This is a genomic window from Kribbella sp. NPDC050124, from assembly GCF_044460355.1.
In the GTDB taxonomy this organism is placed as follows: domain Bacteria; phylum Actinomycetota; class Actinomycetes; order Propionibacteriales; family Kribbellaceae; genus Kribbella.
Window position 1 is genome coordinate 14085 of record NZ_JBITJU010000008.1, and the last position, 13171, is coordinate 27255.

A 13171-nucleotide genomic window follows, 5' to 3' on the forward strand; every position below is an offset into this window, starting at 1 on the left:
GTTTGCCTACGTTGGACCCATGTTGATTGCCGAAGATCTCTTGCTGCTGCTGTACGACGACGAGAGCGGTAAGCCGATCACGGGGTCACCAGGGCTGGACTACGCGCTGGCCGGGGCCGTGCTGATCGAGCTGACCATGCTCGGAAAGCTGGACGTCGCTGGTGAGGGGGAGGAGGTCAAGCGCGGCCGCCTGAAGGTGCTGGACGCCACCCCGACGGGTGACGCCATCCTGGACGAGCGGCTGGCGTACGTGGCCGACAAGCCCGGCAAGCGACCCAAGGATCAAATCGGCCGGCTGTCGAAGAAGCTGCGTGACCAGGTGCTCGCCAGGCTCGCGGAGCGCGGCGTGCTGGAGGCTGACCAGGACAAGGTGCTCGGTCTGTTCCCGGTGACCCGCTGGCCGGCCAAGGACGCGCGGCACGAGGCCGAGGTGCGTACGGCGCTCGAGAACGTGCTGAAGGTGGGTACGACGCCCGACGAGCGCACCGGCGCACTCGTCGCCATGTTGAGCGCACTGAACGTGGTGCCGAAGATCGTCACCGATGCGATCGACAAGCGGGCGCTCAAGCAGCGCGCGAAGGAGATCGCCGAGTCCGACTGGGCTGCCGACGCGGTGAAGAAGGCCGTTGCGGAGATGCAGGCCGCGGTGACCACTGCGGTGGTCGTGAGTGCTGGGGCGGTAGCGGCCGGCAGCTAAGCCAGGCGCTCCTTGATCTCGGACTTCAGCACCTTGCCGACCTTGGACCGGGGGAGGTCCGGCCAGACCAGGACCTCCTTGGGCGCCTTCACGCTGCCGATGCGAGCCTTGACGAACGCGATCAGCTCGCCGGGATCGACATCGCCGCCGGCCTGCGGCTGGACGACCGCGACCACCCGCTCGCCCCACTTGTCGTCCGGGCGGCCGATCACCGCGCAGTCCTGGACGGCGGCGTGTGCCAGCACTGCCTGCTCGACCTCGGTGGAGTACACGTTGAAACCGCCGGTGATGATCATGTCCTTGGCGCGGTCGACGATGTAGAGGTAGTTGTCCGCGTCCAGGTAGCCGATGTCGCCGGTGTGGTGCCAGCCGTGCCGCGACGCCTCCGCGGTCGCCTCGGGGTTGCGGTAGTAGCCGTCCATCACCAGGGAGCCGCGGACGACGATCTCGCCGCGCTCGCCGGGCGGCAGGAGGGAACCGTCCGGCGCCATGATCGCGGTCGTGACGAGTGGTGACGGGCGGCCGGCCGACGACAGCCGCGACCGGGCGACGTTGCCGTCGGCATCGAAGTGGTCGGCCGGCGCCATCGTCGAGATCATCATCGGGGCCTCGGTCTGGCCGAACAGCTGGGCCATCACCGGGCCGATCCGGTGCAGCGCCTCCTCGAGTCGGGCGACCGACATGGGCGCGGCGCCGTACCAGAAGCACCGCAGGGACGAGAGGTCGGTGTCGTCGAGCTCCGCGGCGGCGAGCACCATGTAGATCAGCGTCGGCGGCAGGAACGTGTGCGTCACGCGGTGCCGCGGGATCAGCTCCAGGAACGCGTGCACGTCCGGGGTCCGCATGATGACGATCTCGCCGCCACAGGACAGCACGGGGAAGCACAGTACGCCGGCCGCGTGCGTCAGCGGCGCGAGCGCGAGGTAGACGGGCCGGTCGCCGATCGGGTAGCCGATCAGCGTCAGCGCGGTCATCGTCTCCAGATTGCGGTTGCTCAGCATCACGCCTTTCGGGCGCCCCGTGGTCCCACCGGTACCGACGATCAACGCCAGATCGTCGGGCCCGGTGAGATCGACAGCCGGCTGGGACACGCCCCCGCAGAACGCGTCCCAGCCGACCCTCCGGCCACGGAAGTGGGGCTTTCGGCCGGAGTCGGGATCGGCATCCAGGCAGACGAAGGTGTGCACCTTCGGCAAGGCCTCCTGGATCCGATCCACCAGCGGCGCGAAGGCCGCCTGGTAGATGAGTACTTCACAGTCGAACTGGTCGAGCAGCTCGCGGTTCTCGGCCGCCTCGTTGCGCGGGTTGATCGGGCACCAGACCGCACCGGCGCGGCTGATGCCGAACACGCAGCTGAACGCGATCGGGTCGTTCGCCGACAGGATGGCCACCTTGCCACCCGGTCGTACGCCGGCCGCCGCGAGACCGGCCGCGATCCGGTACGACAGCTGCTGCACCTCGGCGTACGTGAGCGTCTCACCGTCGGTGGTCAGGCACGGTGCGTCCGGACCGAGCGAGGCGCCCTTGTCGAGGTAGTCGACCAGTCTCACTGCAATCCTTTCAGTGCAGCACCGTCAGCTGCGGCTCGGACACCAGCCCGAAGCTGCGCAGTACGCCGAGCAACTCGCGATGACCGAACGCCTGGCAGCCACTGGCGAACCCGACCCGCTTCGGCGCGGTCTGGAGCAGCGAGTACGCCGCATAGGCCTGCAGCAGACCGGTCTGCTGGTAGTTGCTGTTGCCGTGGATGACACAGTGCGCCCGGCCGAGTGGACCGGAGGCGTGCACGGAGTCCAGCGTCTTGTTCACGCGCGGGTTCTCGCGGGGCGGCATCTGGTTCATTACCTGACGAGCAGTCTCCGTGAGCGCCGCGTTGCGCTCGTCGGGGGCCATGTCCTTGGTGGCTTCCAGTGCGGCGGCGACGATCTGCGGTACGCCGTTCATCAGCGCAGCGTTGAAGACACCACCCTGTGCCTTGCAGTTGGCCACGCGTGGGTCGCGCTTGAACCAGACCGGGTGCGACATGCCGCCCCAGGGCAGGGACAGTGCCAATTCATGGTGACCGGGAACCACCAGTGGCACCAATCCCTGCTCCGGGAACTCGGTGTACTCGTTGTGCTCGAGGTAGTGGGCCTTGGACGTAGCTGCGTTGATCAGGATGGTGCGGGTCGACGCGATGGTCGGGCTGCCGCCCCAGAAGACCGCGATGTCGAGTGTGTCCAGACCGGGCTGCTCCAGACAGAGTTGCGCGGCGATCTCGCTGGTCGTGTACATCTGCGCGATGCCGGGTGCGAGCAACAGGCCGGCTTCGGCGAAGTCTGCGCCGTACTTCTCGTCGCAGGTCATCAGCCAGTCCTGCTCACCGGTCGTGTCGGTGTAGTGCGCACCTGCGGCGAGCGCTGCCTCCACAGCCGCCGGACCGAGCTCACTGAACGGACCGACGGTGTTCAGTACGACGGACGCGCCCTTGAACAGGTCCGTCAGTGCGGCGACGTCGTGCTCGACCTCGGCGACCTCGTAGACCGCGGTCTCGATGCCCGCCACGTGGGAGCCCATCGACTCCTTGAGCCTCTCCTCGCTGCGCCCGGCAGCCACGAACGGGACGTGGTACTGGCGCAGGTACTCACAGACCAGGCGCCCGGTGTAGCCGGAGGCGCCGTACACGACGACAGGCTTGTTGGACATGGCGATCACATCCCCATGCCGCCGTCGACCGGCAGGCCGACGCCGGTGATGAAGCGCGCCTCGTCGGAGGCGAGGAAGACAACCGCGTCGGCCATGTCGGTGACCTCACCGAGCCGGCCGGCAGGCGTCAGACCGATCACTGCGGCGACCGCTGCCTCCGGGGACTCGAACAGCCCGAGCCGGGCGACGTCGTTGGCCAGTCCGGCGCCCATCGCGGTCGGCACCAGGCCGGGGTAGATGCAGTTGACGCGGACGCCGTACCCGAGTTTGCCGGACTCCATCGCGGCGACCCGGGTCAGCCGGTCGACCGCGGACTTGGTCGCGGAGTAGACCGCGATGCCGGGGAACGCGATGGTCGCGGCGACCGAGGCGACGTTGATGATCGCGCCGCCCTGGCCGGCCAGTCCGTCCGGTCGCATCGTGCGCAGGCCCCACTTGACGCCGAGCGTGGTGCCGAGGATGTTGACCTCGAGCATGCGGCGGATCTCGTCGGCGGTGACCTCGGTGAGCAGGCTGGTGATCTCGATCCCGGCGTTGTTCACCAGGATGTCCAGGCCGCCGAGGATGTCGTTGGCCGCGACCACCGCGTTCTCCCAGCTGCCTTCGTCGGTGATGTCGTGGGCGACGAAGCCGTTGCCGGCGCCGTACTCGCTGTCCAGCGCGTCGGCGACCGCCTCGCCGGTGTCCTTCTGGATGTCGCTGATCACCACCTTGGCGCCGGCCGCCGCGAGTGCCTTCGCCATCCCTTCGCCGAGCCCCTGGGCTCCGCCGGTGACGAGGGCCTTGCGGCCGGAGAGGTCGAGTCCGCCCATCTGAAGCTCCTTTGCTCGAAGGGTCCGCTGCGACTCACTCTGGAGATTTCTTTGACAGTCGTCAAGACTTTGTTTGACACTTGTCAAGAAATCTCCGACCGCGGATCGCGCCTGGGTCCGCGGCGGTAGATTGACGCCCACGAACCCGAGACAAGGGAGGTGCGCATGGCCTCGGCCTCGGCAGACCCCGTAGAGCCGGTCCGGCCCGCCCGGGTGACCGGGATCGACAAGATCGAGCGCCGCCGGGTCGCGCTGGCCGAGTCGGCGCTGAAGACGCTCGGCGAGCTTGGGTACGCGCGGACCAGCCTGCGGGAGATCGCGAACAACTCCGAGTTCACCCACGGCGTCGTGCACTACTACTTCCGCGACAAGATCGACCTGATCAGCTACTGCGTGCGGTACTACAAGACCAAGTGCGCGCAGCGGTACGACGAGGTCGTCGAGACCGCTGCCTCGGCCGACGAGCTCGCGGTCGGCTTCCTGGCCAAGCTGACGCAGACGCTGGTCGAGGAGACGCCGATGCACCGGCTCTGGTACGACCTGCGCGCGCAGAGCATGTTCGAGGAGCAACTGCGCGACGATGTCACCGCGATCGACCAACTGCTGGAGCAGATGATCTGGCGCATCCTGACCCGGTACGCCGACCTCGTCGACGGCACGCCGACGGTCGACGCTCCGACGGCGTACGCCCTGATCGACGGCCTCTTCGAGCAGGCTGTCGTCGGCTACGCCGCCGCTCCCGACCAGGTCCCGACCCAACTCACCGACCGCGTCAGCCAGATCCTCCCCAAACTCATCACGACCTGATCAGGCCCGCTGCTGGGGGAGCGGTTGGGTTACTCGGCCTGACAGTTGGTCTTGCAGAGCTTGTCGGTCAGGGTGAGGTGTACGCCCGGTTCCTCGGTGTCGACCTCGGCCGAGACGTCGGCCAGCCAGTCGCCGAAGGACTGCTGGGCGACCGGCTTGCCCTTCTGCTGGCCGAACCAGGTGGCGATCTCCGGTTGGTTGATGTGTGCGAGCTCCAGGACCCGCGGCAGCGAGTTGGAGATCTCGGCCCACGCGACGTCGACCGGACCGATTGCTTGCACCGACACCACCGGCGGCCGCGGGTGGTCCCCGGTGAGAACCCCGACCGAGGTCGCGCCCATCCTGCAGATGGCGTACGCGACGTCCGTGGAGCACTGGAAGCCGTCCGTGGTCAGCGCGCTGACCACCTGCGTGGCGGTGAGGTCGGGTAACACGGTCGGTGCCGGCGTAGAGCTCGTCGACTCGGCTGCGGCCGGCTTGTCGTTGCCGGAGCAGGCGGTCAGGAGGGCTACCAGGGCCAGGGCGGTGACTGTGCCCGGCCGCCGCTTCAGACCGGCACCTCGATCGCCGCGTCCAGAGCGATGGTGATCATCTCGGAGAATGTCGTCTGCCGCTCCTCGGCGGTCGTCTCCTCCTTGGTGATCAGGTGGTCCGACACTGTCATGATGCCGAGCGCCCGGCGGCCGAACTTCGCCGCCAGCGTGTACAGCGCGGCAGCCTCCATCTCGATCCCCAGCACGCCGTACTCCGCCGTCCGCGACACCAGGTCCGGGCGGTCGTTGTAGAACAGGTCGCCGGAGAACACCTGGCCGACGTGCACGTTCAGCCCTGCCGCCTCGGCGGCGTCCACCGCAGCGCGCAGCAACTGGTAGTCGGCGGTCGGCGCGTAGTCGATGCCGTGGAAGCGCAGCCGGTTCATCTGCGAGTCGGTGCTCGCGGACATCGCGACGATCACGTCGCGGACCCGGACCGCCTCGGTCAGCGCGCCGCAGGTGCCGACCCGGATCAGGGTCTGTACGTCGTACTCCGTGAACAGCTCGTGCGCGTAGATCGACGCGGACGCCTGGCCCATACCGGAGCCCTGGACGGACAGCCGCTCACCCTTGTAGGTGCCGGTGAACCCGAACATGTTCCGGATCTCCGTGTAGCAGGTCACGTCCGACAGGTAGGTCTCCGCGATCCACTTGGCTCGCAGTGGGTCCCCGGGGAACAGCACCCGCGGTGCGATCTGCCCCTTCTGGGCGGCGATGTGAATACTCATGCGGGGATGCTCTCACGGTGCCGGGATATGTTGAGGTATGTGGCCTACTCCATCGCACGTGGTTCGCTAGCCCTGTCCCGGTCCGTGCTGGACCGCGCCGCCGATCGCAGGCGCGACCTCGACTGGCTGGAGAAGGCCTGGGCTGCTCCTGACACCCAGGTGGCGCTCGTCGCCGGTGACAAGCTCCAGGTGACCGCCGACCGCTCCGCACTCAACCTGGTGCACCCGTCCGAAGCGCCGGAGGGTGTGCGGGTCTTCCTGGGCATCGACCGGGAGTCCGGTGCCGGACAGACCGCAGAGGGTCGCGCTGTGTTCGCCGTACTGGTCGATGGCGAGGCCGACGAGTCGTACGGCGGGCTGCGTGAGATCGGCGCCGTACTGAACGATCGCGAAGCCGGTATGGCGGTACACGTGGTCGGGCTGTCCAACTGGCATGGGGTGCACACGCACTGTGCTAACTGCGGCGAGCACACCGAGGTGGTCGAGGCAGGGCATGTGCGGCAGTGTCCGGCGTGCGGTCTGTCGCACTTCCCGCGCAGCGACCCGGCGATCATCGTGCTGGTCACCGACGACCAGGACCGTGCGCTGCTCGGCCGCAACGAGGCCTGGCCGGAGGGCCGCTACTCGACCCTGGCCGGCTTCGTCGAACCTGGTGAGTCGCTCGAGGCCGCCGTACGGCGGGAGGTCCTGGAGGAGACCGGTGTGCTCGTGGGGGAGGAGGTCGAGTACGCCGGCAGTCAGCCGTGGCCGCTGCCGTCCAGCCTGATGCTCGGCTTCTACGCCAAGGCGGCGACCACCGACATCGAGGTGGACGCGGACGAGATCGCCGAGGCCCGCTGGTTCACCAGGGAGGACCTTCGTGCGCTGGTCGAAGCCGGCACGATGGCCCTCCCCGGCAACATCTCCATCTCCCGCCGCCTGATCGAAGGCTGGTACGGCGAGGAGCTCACCGGTAGCTGGTGATCAGCGGCCCACGTCGGAGCGGGCGGCGGCGATCCGGATCAGCAGTCCCTCCCAACGCTCGATGGTGCCTGCCCTCTCCAGCTCCGTGGCCTTCTGGTCGACCGCACGGACATACGCGGAGTGGCTGGGCCAGTCGGCCTTCGCGTCCGGCAGTACGTCGGTCAGCGTGCAGCCGTACTGCACGTGCCGGTTCGTCACGTGGCTGTCGATGTTTCCGGTCCACACGGTCGCCCGGAGGTCCGACTGCGGACACGGATCGGCCGGTGGCGTGTAGGAGGCCAGGTTGGTCGGGTTGGTCCAGCCGTCCGGTCGCAGCAGCGTGTAGTACGTGCCGTCCGGGGTCTGGGTGAGCCGGTTGAGGCCGTGGTCGCGCAGCATGGTCGCCACACCGCCGAGGCTGTCCACGACGAACAGTCGCCCGGCGGTGACGCCGTACAGGTAGCCGTCACGCCACTGCAGGGCTCCGTCGTTCGCTCCGGCGCGACCGCTGAAGACCGGGATCTGGCGTAGTGCGGCGCCGGTCGTCGGGTCGGCGACGAACACGATGCCGTCCGCCAGACCCCACAGGTTGCCGTCCGGTCCGATGGTCAGCTCGTTGATGCTGGCCGCACCGGGCACGGGTACGACGTCTGTGAGTACGGCGCCGGTGGACGGGTCGACCTTGACGAGGTGGGCCTCGGATGCGATGGGCTCAGTTCCCTGGCCGCCCTCGATGCCGGATCCGGCCCACACTGCGGTGCCGACTGGCAGCAGTGACGAGATGGTCTGGTCGGCCACCAGGTTGCGGTAGACGGTGAACGCTCCGGTCGGGACGTCGTACACCGTGAGGGCTCCGCCGTACTCGCCGTACGCCGGAGTGGTGCCGACATACACCTTGTTGCCTGCAGGGACGACCGCGACCGGCCGGTTCTGGTGGTGGCTGTCGACGAGGCTGAAGAGTTCCTTCGGGTTCGTCGGCGTGGCCGGGGCGTTCGGGTCCCACAGCGACAACCTGCCGTAGGGGTAGATGCCGACGTACATCTTGCCGTTGCCGTCCCACGCCCAGTCCTCGACCTGGCCCTGTCGCGTCGTGACCGTGGACTTGCCGGTTGCTGGGTCGTAGACCGATGTAGACCCGTTGAGGTACGCGTTGACGAAGACCTTCCCGCTAGCGGGGTCAGCGAGCGCGTGCATGAGGGCCACCGGGACGTACTGGAACGGTGAGCTCCACTGCGCGAGCGTGCCGTCCTGTGGGTTGTACCGGAACGTTCCGCCGGAGTAGTTGCCCGCCAGGCCGTACAGCACCTGGCTGCCGTTCTCGGTGACCCAGCCGTAGCCGATCGAGGCGCCTCGGGTCACCATGCGGGGCGGTGACACCGGACCGACGGTGTTCGTGTCCAGGTCGTAGTGGGTGAGGGCGAGCGTGTTGTTGGTGAAGTACACGCCGCCTGGGCCGGCTGCGGACACACCGCGCGCGGCGATCGGGTAGTCCATGACCAGACTGCCCGTGGCAGCGTCGGTGAACTTGACCTGCTCACCAGTGACTGCGTCGACCACGACCAGTCGGCTGCTGGCGTTGGCGAAGACCCGTCCGTTCGCGTAGTCGAGGTCGATGAAGTCCTTGGCCGTCGTACCGGGCGGAGTGATGTCCTCGACCTGCCGGGTCTCCACGTCGATCCGGAGCAGTCGCGCGTTCGGGGTCGAGATGCCGACGAACAGCTTGTTGTGGTCCGGGTCGTAGACGGTCGACCGCGCGTACTGCTGCACCGGGTCGAGCGAGCCGTAGTCGGTCACCTGTCCGGTGGCGCCGTCGTACTTGAAGGCGTGCGCTGTCGGGTAGGTGCCGGCGTAGACGTTGCCGTTCTGGTCCGCGGTGAGGCCGTAGATGACCGACTCACCTGGGATCGGCTGACCCAGGTCGGTCACCGTGCCAGTGCCCGGGTCATAGCGATACAGGTGTGCGTTGGGGTAGGTGCCGACGTACAGGCGGCCGTCTGGCGCGACCACGATCGCCCAGGCGCCCGCGGCTCCGGCGAGTGGCAGGGCATGGATCAGCTGGCGGCTGTGCAGGTCGACGACGTTGAGCTGGGCGTTCTCACCGGCGGGTACGGCGTACAGGACGTCGCGGCCGTCCGGAGTCCGGCCGACGGCGCCCTCCATCACGGTGAGAGAGCTGATCGGGGCGCCGAGATCGCGGACCGGGTCCTCGGCGGCGATGCCGATCCGGCTGTCGTCCTTGCGGATCGGGCCGGTCTCGGACGGGAACGGGTCAGGCCGCTTCGGGTCCGGGTCCGCGGCGGCGGTCGGGCCGCCGGCGGCGAGCAGGCCCAGCGTCAGGGCGAAGACCAGGGCGGCGCGGATGAACACATGGCGGAAATGACGGCGCGGAATCATGGGCGGGCTCCCTGCGGCGTTGTTCCGAGGAAGGTATAACGGTCATGACCGTAATGTCCATAACTCGCGCCCTATGAGTGTGCGGGCAGCACGAAACAGCGCCGCCCCTGGGGACGGCGCTGCGACCGGGGGACTAGGCGGCCAGCTTCTCGGCGACCTGGGCGAGCGACGGGTTCGTCATCGCGGTGCCGTCGGCGAAGACCACGGTCGGCACGGTCTGGTTGCCGTTGTTGATCTTCTCGACGATCTTCGCGGCCTCCGGGACCTGCTCGATGTCGACCTCGGCGAACTCGATCCCGGCGCGCTTGAGCTGGCCCTTCAGGCGGTGGCAGTAGCCACACCACGGGGTCGAGTACATCGTGAAAGCCGCCATCGGCTGACTCCTTCTTGCAGTGGGAGGGGTATTTCTGTCCGGCCGCCCGTCTAGGGTTGCTCTCGACGTATCCGAACCCAGGTGTTGGTGGTGCTGTTCCCGAATGTCCCCGTCCGTGAGCGATCTCACACGTTCCGCGTCCGCGGATGACCTCCTGGAGGCGCTCGACCCTGAGCAGCGGGCGGTCGCGACCGCGTTGAACGGGCCGGTCGTGGTGATGGCGGGCGCGGGCACCGGCAAGACGCGGGCGATCACCCACCGGATCGCGTACGGCGTGCGCACCGGGACGTTCGACCCGCTCCGGGTGCTCGCGGTGACGTTCACCCAGCGGGCGGCGGGGGAGATGCGCGGCCGGCTCGCGCAGCTCGGCGTCGAGGGCGTGCAGGCGCGCACGTTCCACTCCGCCGCGCTGCGGCAGGCGAAGTGGTTCTGGCCCAAGGTGTACGGCGGGGAGCTGCCACCGATAGCTGACCGCAAGTTCCCGCTGCTGACCGAGGCTGCCTCGCGCTGCCGGGTCCGGGTGGACACACCGGCCCTGCGCGACCTGGCCGGTGAGGTCGAGTGGGCCAAGGTGAGCAACGTCCGGCCGGACGACTACGCGAAGCTGGCGCCGCGCTCGGGCCGGACGCTGGCCGCGTTCGACCCGGCCACGATCGCCCGGGTGTTCGCGGCGTACGAGGACGTGAAGCTGGAGCGCGGCCGGATCGACCTGGAGGACGTGCTGCTCTGCGCGGTCGCGCTGCTCGCCGAGGACGAGCGGGTGGCGGCGGAGATCCGGCGGCAGTACCGGACGTTCGTCGTCGACGAGTACCAGGACGTCAGCCCGCTGCAGCAGAGCCTGCTCGACCTGTGGCTCGGCGGGCGGGAGGACGTCTGCGTGGTCGGCGACCCGGCGCAGACCATCTACTCCTGGGCCGGCGCCGAGCCGGAGAACCTGGTCCGCTTCGCTGCGCGGCACCCGTCCGCGACGGTGATCAAGCTGGTCCGTGACTACCGGTCCACGCCGCAGATCGTCGACGTGGCGAACAAGATCCTGGACGCGACCGGTCCGGCTGGGTTGCCGGGGCGGGTCACGCTCCGATCGCAGCGCGAGGCGGGACCGGTGCCGGTGTACCGCGAGTACTCCGACGAGGTCGCCGAGGCTGACGCGGTGGCGCGGGCGGTGACGCGGCTACAGGACGAGGGCGTGGCGCTGCGGGACATCGCCGTACTGTTCCGGACGAACGCGCAGTCGGAGAACTTCGAGCAGGCGCTGGCCGAGCGGAAGATCCCGACCGTGCTGAAGGGGGCCGAGCGGTTCTTCGAGCGGGCCGAGATCCGGCAGGCCGCCGTGCTGCTACGGGGTCAGGCGAAGGCCGGGGATGTCTCCGACGATCTGGTCGAGGTGGTGACCGGTGTGCTGGGCGGAGCCGGCTGGACTCCGGAGCCGCCGACGGGCACCGGCGCGGTGCGGGATCGGTGGGAGTCGCTGAGCGCGCTGGTGACGATGACGTCGGACTTCGCCCGCGAGAACCCGTCGGCCCGGCTGCCGGAGCTGATGGCGGAGCTGGACCGGCGGGCGTCGATCCAGCACGCGCCGTTGGCCGAGGGCGTCACGCTGGCGACGCTGCACGCGGCCAAGGGGCTGGAGTGGGACTGCGTCTTCATCGTGGGCGCGCATGAGGGGACGCTGCCGATCAGCTACGCCCAGACGCCGGCGCAGGTCGAGGAGGAGCGGCGGCTGTTCTATGTCGGTGTGACCCGCGCGAAGCAGCAGCTGTTCATCAGCTGGTCCACGTCACGCTCCCCGGGTGGCCGCGGTCAGCGCGGTCCGACGCGCTTCCTCGACCCCATCGGCGTCCGTGCGCCGTCCCGTCCGACCACCTGGGAGCCGTCGGGCGAGCGGTCGTCCCGGGCCGGCAAGCCGATCCCGAAGTGCCGGGTCTGCGGACGCGGCCTGCTCGACCCGGGCGCGCGGAAGCTCGGCCGCTGCGAGGACTGTCCGTCGTCGATCGACCAGACGCTGTACGACGCCTTGGTCGCCTGGCGGACCGAGCAGGCGGCGACTGAGCGCATGCCCGCCTTCGTCATCCTCACCGACGCCACGCTGACCGCGATCGCCGAGACCCGGCCCACCGACGAGCAGGCGCTGCGCCGGATCCCGGGCATCGGCCACACGAAGCTCACCAAGTACGGCGAGCGGATCCTGCTGCTCTGCACCCGCTGACTCAGGCGAGCAGGCGGACGGCGTCCTCGCTGGGCGGGACGCCGTACTGGCGGCGGTACTCGCGGCTGAACTGGGACGGACTCTCGTAGCCGACCTCGTGGGCGACCGTCGTGATGTCCCGAGGGCGGGTCGCGAGCAGGAGCCGCGCCTGCTGCAGCCGGATCTGCTTCTGGAACTGGATGGGGCTCAGCGCGGTGACGGTCTGGAAGTGCCGGTAGAACCCGGACGGACTCATGCCGGTGAGCCGGGCCAAGTCCTCGACCCGGAACGGCTCGGCGTAGTGGTCCCGGATCCAGCGGGCGGCGCGGGTGATGTGACTGAGGTTGCTGTCAGCCAGACCGAGCTGCCGGACGGCGACCCCCTGCTCACCGGTGACCAGCCGCCACAGAATCTCCCGCTTCACCATCGGCGCCAGCACCGCCTGGTCCCGCGGGTGATCGAGCAGGCGAACCAGCCGGACCAAGCCGTCGACGAGGTCCTGGGTCAGGGTCCCGACCGCGATGGCGGGTACGGCGCTCGAGCGGGGACGCGGAAGGTCACCAGGAGCGGCGTGCAGCAGGAGGTCGGCGATCACCGTCGGCTCGAGGACGATCGCCATCCCCAGCGCCGGGTCCTGCGGGGTGGCGTCGACGAAGTACCCGGTGACGGGTAGGTCGACGGAGGCGATCAGGTAGTCGCCGGGGCGGTACAGATGCACCTGGTCGCCGACCGCGAGGTGCTTCGCTCCCTGGACGAGAACAGCCAGCACCACGCCGGACATCGACGGCTCCGGCGGGCCGGACCGATCGACCCTCGCGATGTACAGGCCGTCGATCGCGGTGCTCTCGTCCGCCCGCACCTGCCGCTCCAGCAGCCCGCGCAACTCGTCGAGTTCCATTCCCCGATTCCACCAGCCGACACCCCTCGATTCCACCGCCCTGGAGGATCGTGCAAGAACTCGCGGAGCATTCGGCTTTCGCTGGGCGGCTGTCGGCGATGGGATTGAGGAGCATCC

At 69.0% G+C, this 13171-nt stretch carries 12 protein-coding genes; 4 read left to right on the forward strand and 8 right to left on the reverse strand.

What is annotated here, in order from left to right:
* Positions 1–19 precede the first annotated feature (19 nt).
* Positions 20–697, forward strand: a complete 678-nt coding sequence (locus ACIBL3_RS19840) for a GPP34 family phosphoprotein (protein ID WP_396354880.1) — start codon at positions 20–22, stop codon at positions 695–697.
* Here ACIBL3_RS19840 and ACIBL3_RS19845 read toward each other — a convergent pair.
* Genes ACIBL3_RS19845 through ACIBL3_RS19855 form a run of 3 tightly spaced genes read right to left on the reverse strand, consistent with a single transcriptional unit; the run spans position 694 to position 4194 of the window.
* The gene (locus ACIBL3_RS19845; RefSeq protein WP_396354881.1) at positions 694–2247 is read right to left on the reverse strand and encodes a long-chain fatty acid--CoA ligase; all 1554 of its coding nucleotides are present in this window, start codon (positions 2245–2247) and stop codon (positions 694–696) included. The two genes, ACIBL3_RS19840 and ACIBL3_RS19845, sit on opposite strands and share 4 nt — an antisense overlap.
* A gap of 10 nt (positions 2248–2257) precedes the next feature.
* Positions 2258–3382: a DUF5938 domain-containing protein gene (locus tag ACIBL3_RS19850; protein WP_396354882.1), complete on the reverse strand. Its 1125-nt coding sequence runs from the start codon at positions 3380–3382 to the stop codon at positions 2258–2260.
* Between the two features lie 5 nt (positions 3383–3387).
* A complete protein-coding gene (locus tag ACIBL3_RS19855; protein ID WP_396354883.1) occupies positions 3388–4194 on the reverse strand; it encodes an SDR family NAD(P)-dependent oxidoreductase in 807 nt (268 codons plus the stop codon).
* A 165-nt stretch (positions 4195–4359) separates the two neighbouring features.
* Between ACIBL3_RS19855 and ACIBL3_RS19860 the strand changes: the two genes are divergently transcribed.
* The gene (locus ACIBL3_RS19860) at positions 4360–5001 is read left to right on the forward strand and encodes a TetR/AcrR family transcriptional regulator (RefSeq protein ID WP_396354884.1); all 642 of its coding nucleotides are present in this window, start codon (positions 4360–4362) and stop codon (positions 4999–5001) included.
* Between the two features lie 29 nt (positions 5002–5030).
* On the opposite strand, the gene ACIBL3_RS19865 is transcribed toward ACIBL3_RS19860, so the two are convergent.
* A complete protein-coding gene (locus ACIBL3_RS19865) occupies positions 5031–5435 on the reverse strand; it encodes a hypothetical protein (protein ID WP_396354885.1) in 405 nt (134 codons plus the stop codon).
* Between the two features lie 113 nt (positions 5436–5548).
* Positions 5549–6262, reverse strand: a complete 714-nt coding sequence (gene deoD, locus ACIBL3_RS19870) for a purine-nucleoside phosphorylase (protein WP_396354886.1) — start codon at positions 6260–6262, stop codon at positions 5549–5551.
* Positions 6263–6301: 39 nt separating this feature from the next.
* Here deoD and nudC point away from each other — a divergent pair, with 39 nt between their 5' ends.
* On the forward strand, positions 6302–7225 hold the full coding sequence (nudC, locus tag ACIBL3_RS19875; RefSeq protein ID WP_396354887.1) for an NAD(+) diphosphatase: 924 nt from the start codon (positions 6302–6304) through the stop codon (positions 7223–7225).
* Here nudC and ACIBL3_RS19880 read toward each other — a convergent pair whose 3' ends face one another.
* Entirely contained in the window at positions 7226–9598 is a 2373-nt protein-coding gene (locus ACIBL3_RS19880) for a DUF6923 family protein (protein WP_396354888.1), read from the reverse strand.
* 133 nt (positions 9599–9731) lie between these two features.
* Positions 9732–9971 carry a mycoredoxin gene (locus ACIBL3_RS19885; RefSeq protein WP_396354889.1) on the reverse strand — a complete coding sequence of 80 codons (240 nt, stop codon included), beginning with the start codon at positions 9969–9971 and terminating at the stop codon, positions 9732–9734.
* A 103-nt stretch (positions 9972–10074) separates the two neighbouring features.
* Here ACIBL3_RS19885 and ACIBL3_RS19890 point away from each other — a divergent pair, with 103 nt between their 5' ends.
* The gene (locus ACIBL3_RS19890; RefSeq protein ID WP_396354890.1) at positions 10075–12177 is read left to right on the forward strand and encodes an ATP-dependent DNA helicase UvrD2; all 2103 of its coding nucleotides are present in this window, start codon (positions 10075–10077) and stop codon (positions 12175–12177) included.
* A 1-nt stretch (position 12178) separates the two neighbouring features.
* Here the strand turns inward: ACIBL3_RS19890 and ACIBL3_RS19895 are convergent, their stop codons facing one another.
* Positions 12179–13054, reverse strand: coding sequence for an AraC family transcriptional regulator N-terminal domain-containing protein (locus ACIBL3_RS19895; protein WP_396354891.1), 876 nt, complete (start codon positions 13052–13054; stop codon positions 12179–12181).
* Between the last annotated feature and the right edge of the window lie 117 nt (positions 13055–13171).